General features: G+C 45.8%; 16 protein-coding genes and 1 tRNA gene. 12 read left to right on the forward strand and 5 right to left on the reverse strand.

The genetic code is table 11. The features are described from left to right. Positions 1-57: 57 nt before the first annotated feature. Positions 58-144 (reverse strand) — tRNA-Leu (locus ACRD67_RS18745). Between the two features lie 214 nt (positions 145-358). Beyond that, complete coding sequence (locus ACRD67_RS18750; protein WP_430968775.1) at positions 359-1,723, reverse strand: helix-turn-helix domain-containing protein; 1,365 nt, start codon at positions 1,721-1,723, stop codon at positions 359-361. A gap of 387 nt (positions 1,724-2,110) precedes the next feature. On the opposite strand from ACRD67_RS18750, the gene ACRD67_RS18755 reads away from it, so the two are divergent. From ACRD67_RS18755 to ACRD67_RS18775, 5 genes are all read left to right on the forward strand, one after another. Then, on the forward strand, positions 2,111-3,205 hold the full coding sequence (locus tag ACRD67_RS18755) for an Ig-like domain-containing domain (RefSeq protein WP_430968776.1): 1,095 nt from the start codon (positions 2,111-2,113) through the stop codon (positions 3,203-3,205). 11 nt (positions 3,206-3,216) lie between these two features. Then, positions 3,217-4,374 (forward strand): hypothetical protein, encoded by a 1,158-nt coding sequence (locus ACRD67_RS18760; RefSeq protein WP_430968777.1) that lies wholly within the window; start codon positions 3,217-3,219, stop codon positions 4,372-4,374. Between the two features lie 12 nt (positions 4,375-4,386). Then, the gene (locus ACRD67_RS18765) at positions 4,387-5,247 is read left to right on the forward strand and encodes a TolB family protein (RefSeq protein ID WP_430968778.1); all 861 of its coding nucleotides are present in this window, start codon (positions 4,387-4,389) and stop codon (positions 5,245-5,247) included. A 29-nt stretch (positions 5,248-5,276) separates the two neighbouring features. Beyond that, positions 5,277-6,380 carry a hypothetical protein gene (locus ACRD67_RS18770; protein ID WP_430968779.1) on the forward strand — a complete coding sequence of 368 codons (1,104 nt, stop codon included), beginning with the start codon at positions 5,277-5,279 and terminating at the stop codon, positions 6,378-6,380. Between the two features lie 171 nt (positions 6,381-6,551). Continuing rightward, a complete protein-coding gene (locus ACRD67_RS18775; RefSeq protein ID WP_430968780.1) occupies positions 6,552-7,664 on the forward strand; it encodes a serine hydrolase domain-containing protein in 1,113 nt (370 codons plus the stop codon). A gap of 6 nt (positions 7,665-7,670) precedes the next feature. On the opposite strand, the gene ACRD67_RS18780 is transcribed toward ACRD67_RS18775, so the two are convergent. Then, positions 7,671-8,375: a DJ-1/PfpI family protein gene (locus ACRD67_RS18780; protein ID WP_430968781.1), complete on the reverse strand. Its 705-nt coding sequence runs from the start codon at positions 8,373-8,375 to the stop codon at positions 7,671-7,673. 187 nt (positions 8,376-8,562) lie between these two features. On the opposite strand from ACRD67_RS18780, the gene ACRD67_RS18785 reads away from it, so the two are divergent. The 5 genes from ACRD67_RS18785 to ACRD67_RS18805 all read left to right on the forward strand — a co-directional run bounded on the left by ACRD67_RS18785 (position 8,563) and on the right by ACRD67_RS18805 (position 18,445). Next, positions 8,563-10,797, forward strand: coding sequence for a carbohydrate binding family 9 domain-containing protein (locus ACRD67_RS18785; protein ID WP_430968783.1), 2,235 nt, complete (start codon positions 8,563-8,565; stop codon positions 10,795-10,797). Between the two features lie 313 nt (positions 10,798-11,110). Continuing rightward, the gene (locus ACRD67_RS18790) at positions 11,111-13,456 is read left to right on the forward strand and encodes a TolC family protein (protein ID WP_430968784.1); all 2,346 of its coding nucleotides are present in this window, start codon (positions 11,111-11,113) and stop codon (positions 13,454-13,456) included. Positions 13,457-13,477: 21 nt separating this feature from the next. Continuing rightward, on the forward strand, positions 13,478-14,563 hold the full coding sequence (locus ACRD67_RS18795; RefSeq protein ID WP_430968785.1) for an efflux RND transporter periplasmic adaptor subunit: 1,086 nt from the start codon (positions 13,478-13,480) through the stop codon (positions 14,561-14,563). A 100-nt stretch (positions 14,564-14,663) separates the two neighbouring features. After that, on the forward strand, positions 14,664-17,774 hold the full coding sequence (locus ACRD67_RS18800; protein WP_430968786.1) for an efflux RND transporter permease subunit: 3,111 nt from the start codon (positions 14,664-14,666) through the stop codon (positions 17,772-17,774). Beyond that, a complete protein-coding gene (locus ACRD67_RS18805; protein ID WP_430968787.1) occupies positions 17,771-18,445 on the forward strand; it encodes an ion channel in 675 nt (224 codons plus the stop codon). The genes ACRD67_RS18800 and ACRD67_RS18805 overlap by 4 nt, the downstream gene beginning before the upstream one ends. A gap of 88 nt (positions 18,446-18,533) precedes the next feature. On the opposite strand, the gene ACRD67_RS18810 is transcribed toward ACRD67_RS18805, so the two are convergent. After that, positions 18,534-21,959, reverse strand: coding sequence for a ThuA domain-containing protein (locus ACRD67_RS18810; protein ID WP_430968788.1), 3,426 nt, complete (start codon positions 21,957-21,959; stop codon positions 18,534-18,536). Between the two features lie 143 nt (positions 21,960-22,102). Here ACRD67_RS18810 and ACRD67_RS18815 point away from each other — a divergent pair, with 143 nt between their 5' ends. Next, on the forward strand, positions 22,103-22,876 hold the full coding sequence (locus tag ACRD67_RS18815) for an NUDIX hydrolase (RefSeq protein WP_430968790.1): 774 nt from the start codon (positions 22,103-22,105) through the stop codon (positions 22,874-22,876). A gap of 247 nt (positions 22,877-23,123) precedes the next feature. Beyond that, on the forward strand, positions 23,124-23,516 hold the full coding sequence (locus ACRD67_RS18820) for a response regulator (protein ID WP_430968791.1): 393 nt from the start codon (positions 23,124-23,126) through the stop codon (positions 23,514-23,516). Positions 23,517-23,673: 157 nt separating this feature from the next. On the opposite strand, the gene ACRD67_RS18825 is transcribed toward ACRD67_RS18820, so the two are convergent. Then, positions 23,674-24,021 carry a ribose-5-phosphate isomerase gene (locus ACRD67_RS18825; RefSeq protein WP_430968793.1) on the reverse strand — a complete coding sequence of 116 codons (348 nt, stop codon included), beginning with the start codon at positions 24,019-24,021 and terminating at the stop codon, positions 23,674-23,676. Positions 24,022-24,033 lie beyond the last annotated feature (12 nt).

The following is a 24,033-nucleotide window of genomic DNA, read 5'->3' on the forward strand; positions in this document are numbered from 1 at the left end:
AAACGTAGCACATAGCGATAAAAAAATGACCCCAGTCCCTGTTGGGAGCTGGGGCCTTGGTGCCCACGACTGGAGTCGAACCAGCACGTCCTTGCGAACACTACCCCCTCAAGGTAGCGCGTCTACCAATTCCGCCACGTGGGCATGACCATAATTTGGAAAACTGGTGCGCAAATATAAACAAGTTTTACAACACGCGTTCATTTTATCGCTACTTAAAATAAATTTTAAGAAAGGGGGGATTAGTATAATTTTATGCACTTTATTTCTTGGAAAAACCATCTGGTAAGACAATGGCAGAGGTGATGGTGCGTAGATTATGGCATGTGCAGATGTCCTCTGTTCCTGGCAACTTGAACTATGGGTTGCCCTGTTTCATAAACTCCCTTGGAGTCATGCCCAACTGTTTTTTAAAGGCGGCATTAAAGCTCGATTTGGAACGAAAACCAGCCTGATTGGCAATAGCTTCTATGGTGAGGTTGCGATTGCTTCCGTCTGCCAATCTTTTTTTGATATCCTCAATGCGATACTCGTTAATAAAGTCGTAAAAGTTCTTTCCCAGGGAATTGTTGAGCATCATGCTCAGATATTTAGGGTTGATATCCAAGGCCAGCGCCAGTGTATTTAGGCTTAGGTTGGGATCGGTATATAACTTTTGATCCACCATCAACCCTTTGAGCCCATTTTTTAAATTGGAAAGTTCCTCCACGGACATGACCCTGTTTCCGTTCACCAGATTCGTGCTTTTGTTCAATAAAAAGAATTTAGGATTCGATGCAATCTCTACCCCCAGCCACAGCAGGGTAATGCCCATGACCAACCACAACGGATTATAGGAAACGGTGGCGACACCAAAATCGTAAATCCATAGATTCACTAGGATCATGATGCCCCAAAATCCGAGCAGTAGGGCAAGGCCCAATAAAAACCTGAATACCCAGGATGCCAGTTTCCTATTACGGACCGGATGGTCCGCCTTCCAATGGTTATAGTTCTTAACGGCAAAGTAGAGATAAACACCCCCAAGTAGTACAGCTGCTATTTGTTCCGAATGGCTGAACAAGACTTCAAAGGGCGAAAACATAAACTGTAGCTTAATTTCTTCCGGTAGTAGGGCGAGAATCCCATAATACAGGAAAACCAGTATGCCTGGAACAAAATGGTATAGGTACATTCTATGCCATTTGAAGGAGCTCACCGTAAGGCTTTTGATGTAAAAAAAGAGTAAGGGGCCCAATACTACGATAAAAGAAATGGGAGTGAACAAACTCTTATAGGTATTCGTAAGGCTATAATTCACGGCATACAACTGGTTCTTAAAGCCATAGAGCGAAAGGACCAGGATAATTCCCGTGAGAAAAACATTTAGAGATCGGCCCCGTATGCCTTTTAAAAGTAAAAATAGGGACAGCAATATCCCAACAGCGAATATGGGATAAATCAATTTGGTGTATATAGCGCCCAACATCCCGGTTTCCAGATATGGTGCCAATTGATGGTCTATGGTTTTAGTGATACCCGTTGGAACCGCCACAAGTTGCATGTTACAGGAAGGACATTTTCCTGGGTAGGCAAATGCGATGGCATCCTGATTGCACCCACATGGAGGGCAACGGTACTCGGTAGATTCCGATGCATCCCGTGCATGGACCAGATGGGTGGATGCCAAGACGGTAAGCAATGCCGACAAGGCAATAGTACAAAGCGTAACGCTCTTCATCATCTCATAAGATATCTATAGCTTTTTCACCTGGGACGATTCTTGAGGACCAAAGTAGCCATTTTACATTCCTAGGTAGCTGTCCAAAATAGGCTTGGATACATCGGAGTCAAACTCCCCTAAGTGGCGTGCTCTGATAAAAGTAGTAAATAGAATTCTAAAGATTCTGTTAAATATCATGGACGATAAAGAGAATATTTGTCAGCTGGGAAGGGAGATATGCAGAAACGTACGTTTGGATGCATTCATACAAAAGGCCTATTGATTTTGGAAGGACCAATAATCAATATCCGTAATTTAAGCCAGCAATCCTTTATTACCCACCATCCTTTGTTGACCTCCAAAGACCATCATTTAAGACCAAGACGATAACCCTTTAAATTTCAGGTAATGGGAGCACTGATTGTCCTTTTGACAACACTTTTTCTTCAAACCAGTTTTGGTCCCATTGCTGTGACCTATGAGCCCACATTGCCTGCAATTGTTGTAGAAGGGCTGGAAATAGGGCAAGGGGATAGTATTGATCAACGGATATCCGTTTGTTTCGGAGAACTTAATGAATCCGTTCTAATGCCCGAGCTTATCGGGGACTACCGGAAGGAGGGTCATAAAATCCTATTTCGTCCTAAATATGGGTTTGTGAATGGCGCAGAATATACCGTTGTGATCGGTTCAACTTTGGGAAGATTAGGTCGATATAAGGTTAGCGTTCCAGCTGAAAGGAACGATCCATCCGCCTATGTGGCAAACATATACCCCAGTACCTCGGCACTCCCTATGAACCAACTCAAGTTTTATATAGAATTTTCCAAGCCCATGCGCTTCGGGGGAGCGGGACAATATATAAAACTCTATCGAATGCCGGAAAAGGTGCTGGAAACAGAAGCTTTTTTGGCGATGTCCGAGGAACTTTGGGACCCAGAAGGAAAACGGCTTACGGTATTCCTAGATCCAGGCCGGATCAAACGGGGCGTGCAGCCCAACCTACAATTAGGTCTGCCTTTGGTGGAAGGCCGGCGATATAGACTGGTCATTGATAAGAAATGGACAGATTACAAAGGTGCCACCCTGACCCATGATTTTGTAAAGGAGTTTACGGTAGTAGCAGTGGATCGGGAATCGCCCGTTCCCGATGACTGGCATGTACAGTTACCGGATGCGGGTACCAAAGAACCGCTTCAAATAACCTTTAATGAGGTGATGGACTACGGTCTTTTACATAGCACCATCGTAGTCGTAAACATGGAAAACAAAAGGGTAAATGGCACAATACTGTTGGCCCGTAATGAACAGGACTGGCTTTTTACCCCAAATCGGCCTTGGGGCGAGGGCAAGCACCTTATTATAATCAACGCCTGGTTGGAAGACCTGGCGGGAAACAATCTCAGGAGAAAATTTGATGTGGACCTAAATAATCCCAACGATACCCCCAAAACCTTTAAGGAACTAAAAATTCCTTTTGTACCCATAAAACAAAAACTATAAACCATTTGATTATGAAAAGAATAACAATCGTTCTGGGCGTACTTGCTTGTACATCGCTTTCCTTCCTTTCGGGAGATGCCTTGGAAAAAGAAGCCCATGAAGGGACGTTCATCTATGGGACGCCCAATATCCGATCCATGTCCAAACTAACCTTTGGCCCCGATGGTATTCTTTTTCTCGGGGATTCCAAAGGAGCATCGGTCTACGCCTTTGATTTTAAGGATGATAAGAAACCCTCGTCTGCTGCGCCCATTGACATCAGGGATATTGACCAAAAGATCGGTGCCCTCTTGGGAAGACCCCGTAAGGATATCCTGATCCATGATCTGGCGGTGAACCCAATATCCCAGAATATTTATTGTACGGTGTCCTACGGAGGGTCAAACAGCAGGGAGCGTGATATTTTTGACCCCAACTATCTCAATGACGCCACCCTCCTAATGAAGATCAGCCCCCAGGGAAAGATAAGTGAGGTATCCCTGGAGGGCGTGTATTATAATCAATTAAAGCTTTCAGGTGCATTTACACCCAGCGCCAAATGGCGTAGCGGCAGGTCTAAAAATACTGCCACTATTCGTTACTTAGTATATGATAACGGACAGCTATATATTTCGGGGCTTTCCAATGAGGAATTTTCATCCACCTTTAGAGTGGCCCAATTTCCCTTTGACCAGCAACATTCCACCACTGGGGTCGAGTTCTACCATGGGGCCCACGGGCAGTACGAAACGAGTTCTCCCATCAATACCTTCATCAAATATCAAATCAACGGACAGCAACATTTATTGGCGGCGTATTCCTGTACGCCGCTAATTACCATTCCCTTGGTGGATTTACGGGATGGTGGGAAGATCCGTGCCCGTACGGTAGCGGAAATTGGCCCAGGCAGTCATCCCATTGATATCCGTACGTATAGAAAGAAAGGGGAAGAGTATATCTTGATCGCCAACTCCAAAAGGGGACTCATACAAATGCGACCTGCCGATCTTGCGGCACAACGAAAGTCCATCAATTATCCAACTTCAAGGGCCGGGGTACATTATAAGACCCTGATACCCGGGAGTCACATTAGGCAAATGGACAACCTCAATGAAAACTATGTGGTGCTCTTGACCAAAAATAAAAGGGAAGGTTTTGACCTGACTTCCCTAAATGTGAATACACTTTAAAATCAAAGACCTATGCGAAATATACTAATGACACTGTTGCCATTTTTAGCCTGTAGCTTCGCTTGTGCCCAGGTTTGGTCCCCAAACGGGGAAAAGATTGCTTTTTTTTACATCCATTCCATAGAGGACATCTATACGGTAAACCTGGACGGAAGCGATTTCCAAATTTTGGAAGGACATCCGGAACGGGATTTTGCTCCCCGATGGTCTCCCGATGGTAAGCATATCATGTTTACTACGGTAAGGGATGGCCACCACGAAATATATCGGTTCAATCCCCAGGGCAAAGAAGTGAAAAGACTAACGGAAGGGGACTACAATAGCGAGGACGGGGACTATTCTCCCGATGGCAGGTCCATTGTATTTTCAAGCAATAGAACAGGCAATAACGAGCTCTATATCATGAACAGTGAGGGCAAACATACACGACGGCTCACCAATACCGAAGCTATTGAAAGTACGCCAAGATGGTCACCCGATGGGAGCAAGATACTTTTCCGAAGAGCTGTTGATGAGGAGAGCGAGCCCGATTTGTATACGATCAATCCTGATGGGACAGATTTAAAACAGCTCACGGACACACCCAAGGGCGAGTTTCATCAGAGCTGGTCTTCCGACGGACAGCAAATAAGTTATATCACAGTTGTTGACGGAGCCTTCGAAATGCGCATCATTCCAGCTGAGGGAGGAGAGAGTAAGGTTCTGGTGCGTAAGAAAGGGTATCAGGCTTTCTATCCCCATTGGTCTCCGGACAACAAATACATCGCCTTTACCAGGGATGTGATGGAGGGTACACAAGAGGGACTGCCCGCACTATTTATTGTTGATATGAAGGGCAATGAAAGAATGGTATCGGACAAAAACAGTTTTTAAGACAGCTTTATAAACCTTAATGCACAGATATGAAACTAAAAAAAACAATTGTAACGCTGCTAGGTGTGGTCTTTGCGCTCAGCACCTATGCGGAAGAACCTGGAAATTTAAAAACCGGCTTTACCTATGGGAATCCGGGAATCAAATCGATCAAGGCCATCGCCTTTGGACCTGAGAACATTCTTTTTATCGGTGATAACACGGGAATGACAGTATATGCTGTTGACGTTCAGGACACACAGGAAATGGTAATCCATGAATTGACCCTCGAGGGACTGGACAAAAAGCTGGCAGCGGCCATGGGCGCATCTACAAAAGATATCACCATACTGGATATGGCGGTTAACCCGGCTTCCAAAAACGTATTCTTTGCGGTAAGCAAAAAAAACGGGGAGGAAACCAGTTATGCCCTTTTTCGTTTGGGAAAGGACGGGCTAGGTGAATTTCCCCTGGAAAATGTAAGCCACTCCAAAAAAGAAATCACCAACGCCCCGGCGGCCGATCACAAGACCTGGAAAAGACCCTCCAGGACCTATACTGTTACCGATATGCACTATGTCAATGGAGAACTCATTATCTCGGGCCTGTCCAATGAAGAGTTTTCATCCGGACTGCGCAGGGTGGCATTTCCGTTTGATCAAGATATGCTGACCACTAACGTACAGGTATATCACGTTTCCCATGGACGAAACGAAACCCACGCCCCCATCTATAGATTCTTGCCCGTTCAGTTGGAAAATCAATGGCACGTAGTGGCGGGCTATATGTGTACCCCCTTGGTCACCTTTAAATTAAGCGAATTGAACGGGAACAAAAAATTGGTCGGAAAAACGGTTGCCGAAATCGGTGCCGGGAACACACCCACTGGCATTATTTCCTATACACATAAGGGAAAGGACTATGTACTGGTAGGCAATAATGTGCATCCTTTGACGAAAATCAGTGGCAAGGACCTGTTTAACGCCAAGGCCATTACAGCACCGTCCCGGGAGCGGGGTGTAAAACGGGAGAACATAAAATTGGGCAGTATTTCCCATATTTCGGACTATGACAGCACGTATATACTCGTGATGTTACGGGATAAAAAATCGGACTCCTATAACCTTAAATTGATTTCCAAGGATGAGGTTTAAGTAGGAAGGCCAAGTAGATTTATATCTTTGGAATAATTTTGTTTTATGAGCTTGTTAAGCGCTTTTACTACTAAACAAGTGTTAACAACGGTACTCCGATGCAGGAAATTCGGTATTTTGAATGTCCGATGAAGCTACAAGGTAAAAAATCGGAAGCGTAAAAAATGATTGATGGGTAAAACGGGTTTTTTCAGGGGATGGGTATTGTCCTGCCTATGTATACTGACAGTCGTTCCACTGACCGGGCAGCAAGAGGACTACTTTCCCAAGAGCCAGTGGCGCCAAGGTAAGGCTGGAGAGCAAGGTTTGGACCAGGCGAAGATCGATGCTTTTGTAGCCTTGCTCAAGCAGAAGAAAATTCTTGAACCGATAAGTTCCTTTACGGTAATTAAGAACGGTTATTTGGTTGTTGATGAAACTTTTGGGAGCTATAAGGGAACAACACCGCATACGCTGCAATCCGTGACCAAAAGTATTACTTCTACCTTGGTTGGTGTGGCCATTCAAAATGGATTCATCAAAAATCTGGATCAACCTGTGCTCCACTTTTTCCCGGAGTATACCCAAATTGATTATTTGGATGAAAATAAGCGGGCCATGACCCTCAAGCACGCCCTCACCATGAGAACGGGGCAAGCATGGACCGGGGAACGGCATTTGGGCGCGCTTAACCGTTATTCCGGCGATCGCATGAAATACGTGTTGGATTACAAAATGGAAACCCGACCGGGGAAACAATGGTATTACAACAGCGGCATTGCCATTCTCTTAGGAGGTTTGTTGCAAAATGCCTCGGGCATGCCTACCCAGAGTTTTGCAAAGGACTATCTTTTTGAACCATTGAACATCACAAAGGCCAAGTGGAGTTGGGGCCATAGGGGGATTCCCCATACCGGGGGCGGACTTTTTCTCCGGCCAAAGGACATGGCTAGAATAGGATACCTCTATCTTCGAAAAGGCAAATGGGAGGGCAAACAAGTCCTTCCGGAATGGTGGGTAAGGGAGGCTACCCGACCCCATGTTCCACATGCCGAAAGTATCGCTGGGGTTTCCAATACCGGGTACGGCTATATGTGGTGGCTCTTGCCCTTGGATAAAAAGAAAAAGGTAACGAACCCGCCGGCAATGTATATGGCCTATGGCCATTGGGGCCAGTTTATTTTTGTCATCCCAAGATACGATATGGTGATTGTTTTTACCAATGATAGTACGGCCTCATACCAAGAAGAGCTAAAACCTATTTCCCTACTCTACAGCCATGTTTTACCTGCTGTGGTAAACTAATACGGTTCAGGGAGCTATTACCGTGCCGTCCTGAGGAACCCATTTGTCGTATTCCATATATTCAGCCGTGGACCTTGCCGTCTCGGGATTGATCCACCTACCTACAATATGTAGGGCGCCATCAATTCCGGCAGATACTCCGGCTGTGGTGACAATATTCCCATGATCTACATAGCGGGTGTTCTCCAGGACCTCGGTTTCGGGGTAGGCGTTTTTGAACCGTTCTATGGCCCCGTACCATGTAGTGGCCGTTTTATTCTTTAAAAGGCCCGCATCACCCAAGAGGAAAGCGCCCGTGCAGACCGACATCATGATCTTTGCCTTTTTGGAACTGTTTTTGACCCATTCCATTACCTCCGGTGTCCTACGTGAACTGCCCGTAGCCCCTCCCGGCAGCACCACAATATCCGCGGTGGGCGCATTGGCAACGGAATAGTCCGGAACCACTCGTAGAAAACCCTGGCTCAGTATCGGTTCGGTGTTTTTTGCCACGGTATACACCTTAAACGGTCTGCGGTATTGTCCCTGTTCATCCCTAAATGCGGTTGCAGCAAAGACTTCTGCCGGACCACTAAAATCCAAAAGCTCTACCCCATTGTAAAGAAATATGGCCACGTAAACTGTTTTGATTTCCTCCCTTGGGCGTTCTCTTTCGGTAGCGCCCAGTAAAATGCCGCTCAAAACCACGAGTACAATGGAAACATATTTCATAGGACAGCAGTTTGTGTTTTTGTCAAAGGTATCCTTAAACAGCTGGAGATGGTCCGTTTTAAAACCCAAAAACGTGCAGGTGGAAGCATTCGGACAAAGTAGCCTATCCAAAAGGTCCTGGGAGCGGAACTACCCAATATCTTGTTTTGGAATTAGGCCCCTAACTGTGGCCTTCCAATTCCAAACCATGATACGCAAATATCTACTCGTATTTTTCATACCCCTACTTTCCAACGCCCAACAAATTGAAAATCGTTTGTTCCATATTAAAAAGGTGCAGGTCGAGGAAATTAAGTTGGATGCCCGCCTTGATGAGACCTTTTGGTCACAGGCAGACCAAGTGCCCCTAGCCTTTGAGACCGATCCAGGAAACAATACCAAAGCAGAGGTGGCCACCACGCTGCGGTTGGCCTACAATTCGGAATATTTATATTTCTCCTTCGAGGCAAAAGATTCGAATACCAAGGCAATTAGGGCAATTATCAATGATAGGGACAAATTGGACGACAATGATTTTGTATCCCTTTTTATTGACCCCTTTAACGATTCGCGCAGAGCCTTCTTTTTTACGGTAAACCCTTTTGGGGTGCAGCAAGATGGCATCTTTGATGAGCAGGTTGGCGATGGAGATCTTAGCTGGGACGCCATTTGGAAGTCGTCTGGCAGGATTACGGGGGACGGATATATCGTGGAAGGCGCCATTCCCTTTAAATCTTTGCGATTCCCCGCAAGCGAAAAGGTACAGACCTGGCGCTTTTTTGGGTTTCGAACCTATCCCCGAAGCTTAAAAAAATCCTTTCATTCCATGCCAATCGACCAGGGAAACAACTGTCTATTATGCCAGGCCAACCTGATGACTGGTCTGCAGGGAATAAGACCTGGGGTAAATTTGGAGTTCACACCTACCTTTACCCTGAACAGGTTTGATGAAAGGGAGGACTTTCCCGAGGGCTCACTGACTGAAGGACAGATTGCCAGCAACCTTGGCCTGGATGCACGCTGGGGCATTACATCGGACCTTACCCTGAACCTGGCGTTTAACCCCGATTTTTCCCAAGTGGAGGCAGATGCCGCTCAATTGGACGTCAACAACCGCTTTGCCCTGCAATTCCCCGAAAAACGCCCCTTTTTTTTGGAGGGAGCGGATTTTTTCAACACCCCGCTACAAGCTTTTTTTACCAGGACTATTACAGATCCGTCTTACGGGGTTAAAATAAGCGGTAAAATAAACAAAAATGCTGTGGGACTATTGCTTGCACAGGATCGTGTCAATAACCTGATATTGCCGGGTTTTCAAGGCTCGGAGAGTGTTTCCTTGGATCAGGAAGTCACCAATGTTATTGCCCGATACCGCAGGGATATAGGCAACAACTCCAACATAGGCCTACTGTATACGGGTAGGGAGGGAGGCAATTATTTCAATCACGTGGGCGGCCTGGATGCTTTTGTAAGACCCTGGAAACCGCTTACCTTGAGAGCACAATATCTTCATACGGAAACAAAGTACGATAGCATTGTAGTGGCCGAAAATAACCTAAGGAGTACTACGTTTAATGGGAATTCGATCAACTTTCAGGCAGATTTCGATACCCGTAACTGGGAGGGAACCTTTATCTACGAAAGCAGACCTTCAGGTTTTCGGGCCGATGCAGGTTTTGTACCCCAGGTAGATTTCCGTAGGTACCGCGCATTTGTTGAAAGGCGGTTTTGGCCAAAGGAAACCACCTGGTACAGCAATGTGGGTTGGAATGCGGGTGGTTTTAGACGGGAATCCATGGATGGGATATTGGACTTGGAAGGTATTTGGACCAGTGCCTATTTCAACGGGCCCTTACAGTTGAATTATTGGATCAATCCCGATATTATTTGGCAACGGACCGAAGGGGAAACCTTCAAGTTGGTACGCCTTTGGACCGGGTTTGATATACAGCCATTGGGCAATCTGGGGATCAACGGATGGATCAACCTAGGCCCCGCGGTCGATTTTGAAAATACGCGCAAGACCGATAACCTGCAGTTTCGATTGGAGTCGGACATCCGGATTGGAAAACATATTGATATGACGGTGAATCATCGCTTTTTAAGGCTCCATCTCTCCGGGGAGACCATTTTTACCGCCAATTTGACCCAACTACAAGCGGCGTACAACTTTAATCCCCGTATGTTCTTTAGGGTGGTGATGCAATACCGTCATACGCTACGGAACCCTGAGCTTTTTGATGACAATAGGGTTAACCGCATCGATCAATCGGTATTTGCCCAGCTCCTGTTGTCCTATAAACTGAATCCACAGTCCGTCATCTTTTTGGGTTATGTGGACAATTTGGAAGGTTTTGAAAACACGGTCAACGTTCAAGATATATCCCTGCGACAGCTTAACCAAACACTCTTCTTTAAAATCGGGTACGCTTGGCGGCCCTAAAAACCTCGAGGACCTACTCAAAATTTTCAAGGCCTCTTGGCGAAATAAACCCAAAAGGGGAATAAAAATTACCGCTTAATTGGTTATATTAACAAAATCTTTTGTTAATAGGAGAAGGTAGCCCCTGTAATACAAAGCTCTTAGGGAGCTTCCACACGCCAATATAAAAGGAAGAAAATTACCGGACCATTCCGATTGGGTAGGGCGCTTGTGCCAAGATATCGGTCCCTAAGCAATATATGCTACTGGGAAGGTGTCGTGTGCTACATTCGAAACGGGACGACTCTTAAAAATTGATGAAAAAAGAACACCAATGAAAAAATATTATGCCACTGCCATCGTATTGCTTTTTAGCTCGTTAGTCTTTGCCCAGACCAAAAAAAGCTATAACATAGGGATGCTTCTCGATTTCCGTACCGAGGAGGTACAACCCTTGCTGGACCGTCTTGAGTCCGAAATTAGCGCGGTTGTGGGAGAAGATGCCGTCCTTAACTTTAGCGAGGACAACATCCTGGTCAATGGCTATGATTTACAGAAAGCCCAGGCAAACTATAATCGCCTACTGGCCAATGATACAGATATCATTTTGGCCTTTGGTCCCATTAACAATCAAATTATCAATCAAACACCTGTACACCAAAAACCAACCATACTTTTTGGCGCGGTAAACCAGGATTTGAATGGGATCGATCTGTCAAAAAAAACCTCTGGAATAGCTAACCTCACCTATTTGATCGAATCCGAGTCCTATAAAGAAGACTTTATAACCTTCAAGGAACTGACCAATTTTGAAAACCTGGGTATTGTCATAGAAGCGGGTTTGGTGGATATTCTCCCCTTGAAGGAAACATTTGATAGGGAGTTTGAAGAGCTTGGGGCGAATTACAAGCTTATTCCGTTTGAAAACGTAGACGATATCCTTTCCAATTTGGAAGGCATTGATGCGGTATATATTGCTGGCGGATTTTTTCTTACCCACGCAGAAAACAGGGTCCTGGCCAATACCTTTATCGAAAAAAAACTGCCTTCCTTTACCATTAATGGTACTGATGATGTAGCCGATGGTATCCTGGCCACCAATCAATCGGACGACAATATCGATCAATTTTTTCGCCGGGTGGCCTTGAGTATTGAAGCCTATATCAGCGGTACTCCCTTGGCCGATCTACCGGTTTACATTGATTATACTCCTAGACTGACGCTTAATTACAACACGGCAGAACTTATAGGGGTTCCGATCAAATACAGTTTAATAGCGCGAATCGATTTTATTGGGGAATTTAAAAATGTGCTGTCCGAGAAACAATATAATGTACTGACCGTTATCGATGATGCCTTAAAAAACAACCTATCCATACGGTCCACCCAAAAGGACGTGGAGCTGAGCACCCAGGATTTAAAATCTGCCAAGAGCAACTATTTGCCTTCCTTGACCGCGTCCGGGACCGGTACCTACATTGATCCGGATTTGGCGGAAATCAGTAACGGACAAAATCCTGAGTTTTCTACAGCGGGTAACATCACTTTAAACCAAACGCTGTTTTCCGAAGCGGCCAATGCCAATATCGCCATTCAAAGAAATTTACAAAAGGCGCAGGAAGAGTCCTTTAACGCGGCCGAGTTGGACCTTATTTTTGAGGCCTCCAATACCTATTTCAACACCTTGATTTTAAAGGCCAATACCCAGATACAGGTACGGAACCAGCAACTCACCAAACGCAACCTCCAAATTGCGGAGCAGAATTTTGAGGCCGGCCAAGCGGGAAAATCCGATGTACTTCGGTTTAGAAGTGAAATGGCACAAAATACACAGGCCATGGTAGAGGCGATCAACCAGTTAGAGCAGGGCTTTGTGTTCTTAAATCAGGTGTTGAACAATCCCACAGATTTGGAAATCGATGTGGAGGAGGTGGAACTAAACGAAGGTATTTTTGAGCGGTACAATTACGATCAAATATTCTCCCTTTTGGATGACCCCGCCCTTAGGGAACCTTTTATAGATTTCCTGATTGAGGAAGCCAACCGAAACGCACCGGAACTAAGGTCCTTGGGCTATAACTTAGCCGCTACGGAGCGCAATATTAAACTCAACGCTTACGGCAGGTTCTTACCTACTTTGGCACTTCAGGGGCAATACAACAGGACTTTTAGCCGGTCTGGAGCGGGCAGTACTGCCCCACAGGGGTTTAACTTGGTGGACAACAACTACAATGCAGGGCTCAGCCTTTCCATACCTATTGTAAATCAAAACCTTTCCAATATCAACAAACAGACCGCGATGATCCAAAGGGAACAATTGGAAATCAACAAGGAGAATACGGAGTTGACCATAGCCACCAATGTGAGAAACGGCGTGCTGGACCTGGTCAACCAAATTTCCAATATTGCCCTGTCCAAAATATCCGAGGAAGCGGCCTTTGAGGCCCTGGAATTGACCCGTGCTTCCTATGCCAATGGCGCAGTGAATATCGTGCAGCTTTTGGATGCCCAGAATAATTATTTGAGCGCCCAGTTGGCTCGTGCCACCGCCACCTATAATTATTTGATCAGCTCCTTACAATTGGAACGCAACCTCGGTTATTATTTTTTACTGAATTCAGATCAGGAAAATGAGGCGTTCAAGCAACGCTTTTTCGAATTTTTAAACAATAGAAACTAACACCTCTAAACAAAGGAACCTATGAAACGTATAAACCAGATGCTCTCGATTATTTTTTTCGCAGTACTGCTGTGTGCCTGCGGAAGCGAGGAAAAAGCACAAAAACAAGTCCTTAGGCCTGTAAAATATCAAGAAGTGGGCTTTTTGGGCGGTGAAAAGGTACGAACGTTCAGTGGTACGGCCCGCACCGATAAGATTATTAACCTGAGCTTTAGAAATTCGGGCATCATCACCGTATTTGATATGCGGTTGGGGCAAAGGGTGAAAAAAGGAGAATTATTGGCCAAATTGGACAATGTAGCCTCCCGTTTGTCCTATGAGCAATCGGTCACCCAAGTAAACAGCGCCGAATCGCAAATGAATACGGCAAAATTGAACCTGAACCGGATACGGTCCTTGTACGAGAAGGGCAGTACATCGCTCAGTGATTTTGAAGCGGCTAAAAACTCCTTTAAAAATGCAGAGGAAAGCTACAAATCTGCCAAACGGGGTGTGGATATTCAGCAGGAGCAAATACGGTATGGCTATATCTACGCACCGGAGGACGGTATCATCGCCTCGGTATCGGCCGAGTTGGATGAAAATGTGCAGCCTGGGCAGTCGGTGGCCATTTTAAATTCCGGTACGGATATGGAAATTTCCTTGGGAATTCCCGAAAGTGCCATTAACGGGATAAAAGAAGATATGGAAGTACAGGTAAGCTTCCCGTCCTTGCAGGGCGAGCAATTTAAGGCAAAGGTTACCGAAGTTTCCCCTGCAGTTGATGCAAATACGGCCACCTATCCGGTGCGTGTTACCGTGGTCCAACCCAATACTACCATTAAAAGTGGTATGGCCGCCAATGTTACTTTCGATTTTGGGGATTATTCAACCAACGGCAATGTATTGGTAGTCCCTGCCCATGCCGTTGGAGAGGACGGCAATGGCCGTTTTGTTTTTGTGGTCGAGGGCGAAGGGGATAAGGCAAGGGTGAAGAAACAACAAATAGCCGTAGGAAGCTTGAATGCTGATGGCTTCGAGGTTAGGTCCGGTTTGGAAGCGGGGCAAAAAATTGCCACGGCAGGACTGCAGACCCTATTGGACGGCCAAGAAGTAAAATTGCAATAAAGACAAATCGGGTTTGAATACAACCGCCACAATAGTGTCGATCAGAAGAAAAACAAAAGTGCATTACGACCGGAATACTAAAACATAACACGCCAACCGCATGAACCTAGCAAAATTCTCCATCGAAAAAAACCGGATTACCTTTATGGTGCTGGCCACTATCGTCCTTTTAGGAGTTTCCATATATTTTGATTTGTCACGGGATAGTATGCCCCCATATACCATACGGGTAGCCACGGTTGTTTCTAACTTTCCCGGGGCGAGTCCGGAAAGGGTAGAGCAATTGGTGACCGATAAGATTGAAAAGAAAGCCCAGGAACTTCCGGAATTGGATGAGGTGACCAGCACCTCCAGGACCGGCCTTTCCGTGGTGAGTGTCACCTTAAAAGATGAAGTAAGCGAACGAAAAATGCAAGCGGTTTGGGATCGATTGCGTAGAAAACTGGATGATATAGAGGGCTTGCCCGAAGGGGTTGTACCCGATTTGAACGATGACGGGATTGGTGATGTATATGGTATTGTAATCGGTTTGACCTCGGATGGGTTCACCTACGCTGAAATGAAAGCCTATGCCGATGATATCAAGGATGATTTGATCAAGTTGCCCGATGCCGCCAAGGTAGAACTGGGTGGCGTTCAGAACGAACGTGTGTTTGTGGAGTTCGACAATACCCGCTTAAAGGAGTATGGCCTATCGGCCTCAAAGTTGCAGCAAAGTATTGCTTCTACCAATATCCTTAATTCGGGAGGGCAGGTAAACGTTGGCGATGAGCGGATTATCCTGGAACCCACTGGCAACTTTGATTCGGTCCAGGATATTCGCGATATGTTGATTACCGTGGGCGATGGCTCACAACTCGTAAAATTGGGAGATATTACCACCGTCACCAAGGGCTATATAGATCCGCCAGACCAGATTGTAAGTGTAAATGGCTCAAATGCCATTTCCCTCCATGTGAACCTTAAGGAGAATGCCAATGTGGTGGCCTTAGGGGAGGCAGTTAATCTGGTGGTGGCCGACTGGCAGGAAAGACTTCCTGTGGGATTGGAACTAACCCGCGTGTCATCGCTAGATGATTACATAGATGTAAAAGTAAGCGATTTCATCGTCAACCTCATGCAGTCCATCAGTATTGTGCTTGCGGTGATGCTTATTTTTCTGGGCTTTCGTACGGGTTTCGTCATCGCCAGCCTTATTCCTATAGTTACCATCATGACCCTTATGATCATGGGCTTAATGAACATAGGATTAAATCAGGTCACCTTGGCCGCACTGATTATGGCCCTTGGCATGTTGGTAGACAATGCCATTGTAGTGGCCGAGACCATTATGGTAAAATTGGAACAAGGCGTTGAGAAAAAGAAGGCGGCCGTTGATGCGTTTTCGGAATTGTGGATGCCCTTGTTGATTTCCACGCTTACCACTTCTGCGGCCTTCCTGGCCTTTTTCCTATCGCCAACGATAATGGGCGATATTGTGGGGCCCATTTTTGTGGTCATCACCATTGCCTTAACATCTTCCTGGCTTATTGCACTAACAGTGATTACCATGTTCTGCTATCTCTTCCTAAAAGTCTCCCCCAAAGGAGAGAAAAAACCGAGTCTGGTAGACCGCATAATCAATAATCTAAAGCGCTATTACAAGGATTTGATCCTTATCGCCCTGGGGAACAAGTACAAGGTGATCATCCTAATTTTTGTTGCCTTTTTCTTTTCCCTATGGGGTTTTACCAAGATTCCCTTTATTTTCTTTCCCGATAGCGACCGAAATATGATAACCGTAGATATTAACCTGCCTCAGGGGAATAGGATCGAGCGTACCACCGAAGTAGTAAAAAAAATAGAACAATACATGACAGATTCCCTAAAAACAAATACATCGCGCACCTTGGGGATCGTAAATTGGTCCTCTTATATTGGAGAAGGACCGGAATCTTACGATTTGGGCTATTCTCCGGACGAGGCAAACTCCAACTACGCGCATATTCTGGTGAATACTTCCTCGTTCAACGAGAACAACGCAATGATTGCCAAACTGGATGGTTTTACCTTTAGTAATTTTCCCAATGCAGATATCAAGGTGGGTGCTCTGGGAGCCGGAGGCGGCGGAACACCGATCGAAATAAAAGTGTCCGGAAGTAGTCCGGACGAACTTTCCAAAATTTCGGAAAGCATCAAATTAAAACTATCCAGCATTAATGGAACAAAGAACGTAAAGGACGATTGGGGCCCCAAGACTAAAAAGTTTCTCATAGAGATCGATCAAAACAGGGCACAATCGGCAGGGATTAGCAGCCAGGATATTGCTACTTCCCTGCGTACCGTGTTAGATGGCTTTACAACAGGCGAATACCGGGAAGAGGATAAATCGATTCCCATCCTAATGCGCAGTGACGATAACCAGCAACAGTCCCTGGCCTCGCTGGAAACCATGAACATTTATTCACAGCAATCCGGAAGAAGTGTCCCGCTTTTACAGGTCGCTTCCATCGTGCCACAGTGGCAGTATGCCAAGATAAAACGTTTGGATCTGCGCAGGACGATCAATATCAGTAGCGAGTTACGGGAAAATGCAAATGCCAGTGCCATTACCGCCGAAATTACCCCTTGGTTGGAGGAACAATTGCAAAACTGGCCCGAAAGGTATACCTATAAGTTTGGGGGCGATGCCGAGAGTACTGCCGAAAGTATGGGCTCGGTCATTGGGTACTTGCCCATTTCCGGCTTTCTCATAGTGCTCTTGCTCATCATTCAATTCAATTCGGTCCGTAAAATGACGATGGTGGTACTCACCATCCCTTTGGCGGTGATCGGCGTGGTTATTGGCCTATTGACCTTTCAGGAAGCTTTTGGGTTCATGCCCTTTTTGGGGGTTATTTCCCTTGCAGGAATCGTCATCAACAACGCTATAGTACTGATTGACCGCATGGAGGTGGAACAACGGCTGGGCCGCACCGAACAGGATGCGGTAATCGCTGCCTGTCTGCAACGGTTCAGACCCATTTTGTTGGCCACTTTTACCACCGTATTGGGATTGATCCCCCTGTACTTAAGCGGCGGTGAAATGTGGGAAGGAATGGCCGTAAGTATTATGGTGGGCTTGTTATTTGGCACCATCATTACCCTAGTGTTTATTCCCGCTTTGTACAGTGCATTGTTCAAGGTACATTACAAGGATTATGAATTTGATTCAAAATTGTTGGAGGAATGAAACTGAAGAACTTATATCTGCACCGGTTTGAGTTCTTCTTGATCACACAGGCGTTCATCCTTTTTGGATCGCTGTTCGTTCCCTATGATTTTCACGAAAATATTCTGCTGCCTATTCTTTTCCTGTTGAACACCTGTGCCGGTATTTTGCTGATTTCAAAAAAAAAGAAGCTCATGTGGTTTCTTATCCTACTGATTCTTGCTTCTTTGGTGGTTTTCGGTTCCAGCATGATTACCAGGACAACTGAAGGAAACCTGTTGGCGCGGATGTCCATTTATTTTGTCTTTTACATTATCGTAACCTGGAATATTGTGCAACAGGTATGGGGAGCCCAATATGTGAACAAGAATGTGATCATGGGCCTTATGAGTGGTTACATTGCCTTGGGATTTTTGGCCTTCTTCCTATTCCTGTCCATAGAATTGGTAGCGCCAGGCTCTTTTGAGGGAGTGTTGATGTCGCAGCATGACTTTGACCTGCGAGCGGACAGTATTATGTACTATGCCTATATTACCTTGCTGACCATAGGATACGGTGAAATTATCCCGGTAACATCCATCGCGCAGAAAGCCGCTATTTTGGTAGGTCTGCTGGGCCAGTTCTACATGGTCATCATTACTGCTGTGGTGGTGGAAAAGTATATCAGGCACAGCACCAAAGACAAGACCTAAAGGGCCTTACCTTTGCATGGTATAGCAGCTTTACATGCTTACACTCCTGTTTGTGGCACAGTCGAGCCCACGACGTCAAAAATGTTATTTATTTCGTATTCATGAATTCGATCCAGTCTACAGCGGTGACCATGGTACTAGCCTCCTCATCCTCCGTTTTAAAAACAAAGTACAGGTCGTTTTTGCCGTTTACCGCTTGTGGTAGGTCCAGTACAAATTCCTTCATGCCAAAATCCGTGAGGCCCACTTTTATAACAAACTTACCTATCAGCTCTCCCTCTTTGGTGCCCAATCTCAACTCTACTTCTCCACCTTTCATGATTCCTTTTGCCACGGCGAATCTTCCTTTTACTCCGGTCACCCCGGTAAGATCCAAGTCCTTGAACATAAAATAGGCGTCTTTCTGGCCAATGGCAATGCCCATGTCCTCCTCCAATCCGGGTGCGGAACCGGCCTTGAGGTTCATTTTATTGGAGGAGCCCTCGTCAAAGTTTTCCCCTTGCAATTTGGGATATTTAAGTACAAAGGATTGTTTGGCGGTCAAGGGCTCTATTTTTCCGCCGCCCAAATCGGTGTAACTGGCCGTTAGAATATAGGTCCCTTTTGTATCGGTCTCCATATGCTCGCGGTTGGTATAGTTGCCTTTTGTAGGGTATTTGGAGACGGTGGATTCGGTGGTTTCCGAAAGGGAAAGAATGTATTCTACCATTTGTTTTGCCTCGGCCGGACTAAGATCCGGATGGGCGGCCATTGCCGTTTCACCCCAATTTCCTCCACCACCATTGATTATTTTACCGACAAGCATTTCCGGCGCGCCCTCATCTTGTGCATACCGCTCCGAAATATCCATATAGGAGGGCCCTATGGATTTGTCCTTTTCCTTATGGCAAGCAATACAGTCGGTGTTGTTGACCAGGTTTTTACCAATAGAGGCATAGGCTTCATCTGCCATTTGCGCATGGTCCTTGGCGGCGAGCACTTTATCGCTACCCTGGGCAAGGTAATTGAAGGAAACCGCTACCCGCGAAGCATCCAATGATCCATCGGCCAGGTTACCATCCTCAGCATCGCTGACATTTACCCTATAAGCAATGTTAACAGGCTGATTGGGCCAGTAAAAACTACTGTTCCCCTCTGTTATTTCCCAGGAGAGCTCCGGCAATTCGTTGCCTACCAGGATTTCGGTCTCCGCACTGGCGCTATTACCTTCCTCGTCCTTGATGATAAGGGTAACTTTATATTTCCCAGATTCGGTAAAGGTGTAGGTGGGTTCCGATTCTGTAGATTCCTCCCCATCCTCACCGAAGGTCCATGCATAGGTTAGGGCATCACCGTCATAATCTATGGAGTTCCTGCCCGAAAACTTGACAGTCAAGGGATCGGCACCAATAATTTTGTCGGAAGCGATATGGGGGACCGGAACGCGGTTGCCCTGGATAAAATCGATTCGGGAAAGCGTGGCATCCACGTTTTGGGAAAACCAGCCCGTGCCATATTCCAAAATGTACAACGCACCATCGGGCCCAAAGGCCATATCAATGATGTTGTGAAAGTCCATATTGGGCACGATCTGGGTAAGTTTTTCCAAAGACCCATCCGTATGTAACGAGGCGGCAAATATCCATCCTCGCATCCAGTCGTAGATTAATGGTTTTCCATCGAAATAATCGGGAAAATTACGGCCGCTGTTGGGATAATCCTCACTATAATAGATAGGACCTGCCATAGCATTGCGCGCTCCCGTTCCCAAGGCAGGAAATTCCTCCGAAGCGCCATAAGGGTAATAGACCATGGCCGGTTGCGCAGGGGGCAATTGCATCATCCCTGTGTTGTTGGGGGAATTGTTGATCGGTGCCAGGGAATCAAAGACAGCACCGGCAGTGTTACTGGTAAAATCAAAGTCGTTATAGGCCTTGTTGTCCGCAATAAAATAGGGCCAGCCATAATTTCCTGCGGTTTTCGCCTGATTGATCTCATCATAACCCTTGATACCTACCGCTACGGAGTCCTTACTGGCGTCTGGCCCAACCTCTCCCCAATACAGATAGCCTGTTCGGGAATCTATGGAAATACGGAATGGGTTGCGGTTGCCCATAATATATATTTCCGGGCGCCCTTTCTCTTCATTATTAGCGAAAAGGTTTCCTTCAGGAATACTATAGGTACCGTCTATTTCGGGTTTAATGCGAAGGATCTTACCTCGTAGGTCGTTGGTGTTGGCAGATGATTTTTGGGCGTCCCAGGGTGATCGGCCGGAGCGTTCATCAATAGGGGCAAAACCGTTGGATCCATGTGGGTTGGTATTATCCCCTACGGATAGGAACAGGTTCCCCTCTGGGCCAAACTCCAAAGAACCCCCGGAGTGGCAGCATTCTTTCCTTTGCGTACCTACTTGAAGCAATATTTTTTCTGAAGCCAGGTCCAGGCTGTCGTTTTTGAGTTCAAAACGGGACAGGTTTTGTTGGTCCGCTCCGCGGTTTTCGGAATAATAGAGATAAATCCAATGGTTTTCCTGGTACTTTGGATCTACAGCTACGCCCAATAATCCATCCTCAAGCTCTGAGAACACATCCATTTGGGCTATGGTCTTATCGCTGCCCGTTTCCAGGTCGTACACATGTACGGCCCCTTTTCGCTCTACAAAGATGATTTTGTTTTCGCTCAGAAAATCGAGCTCCATAGGCTCGGCCAAGTTTTGGATAAAAACCTGCTTGTTAAATCGATTTTCCTCGGGAACCACTTCTGCATAAGCCAAACTGTAATCTATCGGCACCCCTACACCGATGGCGTATTTAATGCCGCCCAGTAAATGATTTAGAAAGAGGGGGTCGGTGAATTGTGCTATGGTATGGCCCATTCCCGTATAAAAAGCGCGGCCGCCATCGAAGTCTTTGTACCAGGATATTGGATGAAAGGCCCCGTTGGTGCCTTCCTTATACGTAGTCTCATCCACAGTGATCAACACCTGGTTTTCTGGATTGATCGACTTAAAGTTGTACCACTCATCCTCGGTCTTCCATAGAGCAGGCAATGAATCCGTTGCTAGGTGGTTTGCATTAATAACACTTAGTTCACCTTCCTGAACATTGGGATTTAAAGGATGGCTTTCAAAGTACGCGCCTACCAGTTCTCCATACCACGGCCATCCGTACTCGGTGTCGGTAGCCGAATGAATCCCAACAAAACCCCCACCGGCCTGGATAAAACGCTCCATTTGGATCTGTTGTGCCTGGTCTAGCACATCGCCAGTGGTGTTTAAGAAAACAACGGTCTGAAAACCTTTTAGGTAGTTTTCGTTAAAACTGGAGCTGTCTTCGGTGGTTTCCACGGTAAAACCATGTTGCGCACCTAACTTTTGGATGGCCTCGATACCTGCTTCTATGGAATCATGGCGGTATTCTTCTGTTTTCGAAAAAACCAACACTTTTATTTCTACGGGACGGAACATATAAAAGGCAACGGCTGCCAAAATGGCAAGCAACACCAATACACCGATAAGGATCTTTTTTTTCATGACTACGTGCTTATTTGATTGAAGGATACAAGGAATTCATTTAAATGAGTGAAACTCACTCAAATGTATGAAAAAAATCCAAACTTCTAGATTTAATACCTTATATTTAAGTTGATAACCTAAAAACGCTCGGATAAAAAGGGATGACTAAATTCACACAGGAAGCCATGGTTGCCATGCTCAGCGATTTTAAGAGGTTCATTCCACAGTTGTCCATAAACTGTGTGATTTTTAGATTTAACGGGCAGGAGTTACAGGTTCCTATCGTTCAGCCTATACAGGATGAGATTTGGGTTATTCCTGGCGGGTTCGTCTATCAGGATGAGGATATCGATGACGCGGCCAAACGTATTCTTTATGAACAGACCCAGATTGACCTTCCCATTTTGGGTCAATTCGGGACTTATGGCCCGGCCGATCGTAATTTTGCCAGCGAACTCAGTGCCTTTAAAAATTCCATACTTCCCAGCGATATCATTGATTGGATTTCCCAACGGTTTGTGACCATAGGGTATTATAGTATCTTGAACCGCCAGCCTGTAGACCTAAAAACAGGCCCGCTTTTTAAGAACGGGCGATGGGTAAATGTGAAGGAGACGGATACCTTGGCATTGGACCATTCCTTGCTGGTATCGGAAGCTCGAAAAGTACTGGGTTCGGAATTGCTCAGCAAACCATTGTTATTAAGCTTTATGCCCCCCACCTTTACAATCCCGGAATTACAAAAGCTCTATGAGGCCATTTTGGATAGGCCCATAGACCGTGGAAATTTCCGACAGCGGATCTTAAAATCAGATATACTGACCAAGGTAGGTGTCAGTAAGGAAAAAACCAAAAGTCGGCCTCCTATTCTCTATAGCCTTGATGAGCAGCGCTACCTAAATTCCCTAACGCAGAACATTAAACTGGGGTTTTAGGGCGATAGCGTTCAACACAAGTTTTTCCCCTGCGTATGCCCCGTGGCAATGTGTTAAAATCCTACATCCAAGCGGCTTTTCCTTTTTCAAATTCCTACTTGTCTTTTGATCGAAAATTCCTTCAGGGGATATCAGAAACCACATTTTTGGAACCCTTTACCATTAGGAACCAGTAGTTTACAACAAAGTTTTCTTTTTAAAACGAAGCTTGCATACATTGTAACAAGAAATTCTAAATCAAAAAGCGATGTATTCGGAAATTTATTTAGTAGATGACATGGAAATGGTGAATGTACTACACCAGGTGTTGATAAGGCAACTTGGTTTAGAGGATAGGGTCAAATCCTTTACCGACCCGGAAGAGGCCTTGGACGATTTGCGTTTTAAGATGGGGAAAACAGAACCCATACTGGTATTGCTCGATATAAACATGCCGGTGATGACGGGATTTGAGTTTTTGGAGTTTATGGTGCTGGAATCCTTTCCGACCAACATCGATATTCTGGTGGTCACCTCATCCGATTCGGAGGAAGACAAAGTTTTGGCCGAACAATATCCACAATTCGTACGTGGTTTTGTTACCAAGCCCTTGAAAATCGAAGATTTACGGAAGCATATTGTCCAGGCCCATAGTGCTTAAACCAAAACTACCCAATTTGGGCATAGCTGCGGAAGTAGGATCAGAACCTGTACGTTTCGCAGGATAACCCAATGCATGCAAGCTCCTTGTGGGTTTGTGGCTTAATACCCTTGTTTATTGGATGAATCCGGTCCACATGGTATTGGGTCGCGAGATTTCAGTTGTACCATACCGCATACCGCTTCCGCCTTAATTCCAAGGCCAGTTGCTCTTCCATGCGTAGTGCCTCGGTGCGTGTCAGTGCCCCTATGTGATTGTAAAGGCTGGGACGTAGATACATCCCATATTTCTGCACAATGTTAGAGGAGAGTTTGTGGCCTTTTTTATTGCGGTATCCCGTCTTGTGCTGCACAAATCGTTCTTTGGGTGTTTTGCTGGTCATACCTACATACAGGCACTCCAATACCCCATTAAACTGTGGGTTGGCCTCACGAAATTTGGTATTTTCCGTGAATATCCGTTTAGATAGTTCTATGACGTAAACCCTGTACACAACTTTAGGCATGGATGGCTAAGC

This window comes from Eudoraea algarum (assembly GCF_050589645.1).
In the GTDB taxonomy this organism is placed as follows: Bacteria; Bacteroidota; Bacteroidia; order Flavobacteriales; family Flavobacteriaceae; genus JBNGOQ01.

Excerpts from the sequence above, each read along its gene's own strand:
- ACRD67_RS18750 (WP_430968775.1), bottom strand. The coding sequence starts at position 1,723 with ATGATGAAGAGCGTTACGCTTTGTACTATTGCCTTGTCGGCATTGCTT.
- ACRD67_RS18755 (WP_430968776.1), top strand. The coding sequence starts at position 2,111 with ATGGGAGCACTGATTGTCCTTTTGACAACACTTTTTCTTCAAACCAGT.
- ACRD67_RS18760 (WP_430968777.1), top strand. The coding sequence starts at position 3,217 with ATGAAAAGAATAACAATCGTTCTGGGCGTACTTGCTTGTACATCGCTT.
- ACRD67_RS18765 (WP_430968778.1), top strand. The coding sequence starts at position 4,387 with ATGCGAAATATACTAATGACACTGTTGCCATTTTTAGCCTGTAGCTTC.
- ACRD67_RS18770 (WP_430968779.1), top strand. The coding sequence starts at position 5,277 with ATGAAACTAAAAAAAACAATTGTAACGCTGCTAGGTGTGGTCTTTGCG.
- ACRD67_RS18775 (WP_430968780.1), top strand. The coding sequence starts at position 6,552 with ATGGGTAAAACGGGTTTTTTCAGGGGATGGGTATTGTCCTGCCTATGT.
- ACRD67_RS18780 (WP_430968781.1), bottom strand. The coding sequence starts at position 8,375 with ATGAAATATGTTTCCATTGTACTCGTGGTTTTGAGCGGCATTTTACTG.
- ACRD67_RS18785 (WP_430968783.1), top strand. The coding sequence starts at position 8,563 with ATGATACGCAAATATCTACTCGTATTTTTCATACCCCTACTTTCCAAC.
- ACRD67_RS18790 (WP_430968784.1), top strand. The coding sequence starts at position 11,111 with ATGAAAAAATATTATGCCACTGCCATCGTATTGCTTTTTAGCTCGTTA.
- ACRD67_RS18795 (WP_430968785.1), top strand. The coding sequence starts at position 13,478 with ATGAAACGTATAAACCAGATGCTCTCGATTATTTTTTTCGCAGTACTG.
- ACRD67_RS18800 (WP_430968786.1), top strand. The coding sequence starts at position 14,664 with ATGAACCTAGCAAAATTCTCCATCGAAAAAAACCGGATTACCTTTATG.
- ACRD67_RS18805 (WP_430968787.1), top strand. The coding sequence starts at position 17,771 with ATGAAACTGAAGAACTTATATCTGCACCGGTTTGAGTTCTTCTTGATC.
- ACRD67_RS18810 (WP_430968788.1), bottom strand. The coding sequence starts at position 21,959 with ATGAAAAAAAAGATCCTTATCGGTGTATTGGTGTTGCTTGCCATTTTG.
- ACRD67_RS18815 (WP_430968790.1), top strand. The coding sequence starts at position 22,103 with ATGACTAAATTCACACAGGAAGCCATGGTTGCCATGCTCAGCGATTTT.
- ACRD67_RS18820 (WP_430968791.1), top strand. The coding sequence starts at position 23,124 with ATGTATTCGGAAATTTATTTAGTAGATGACATGGAAATGGTGAATGTA.
- ACRD67_RS18825 (WP_430968793.1), bottom strand. The coding sequence starts at position 24,021 with ATGCCTAAAGTTGTGTACAGGGTTTACGTCATAGAACTATCTAAACGG.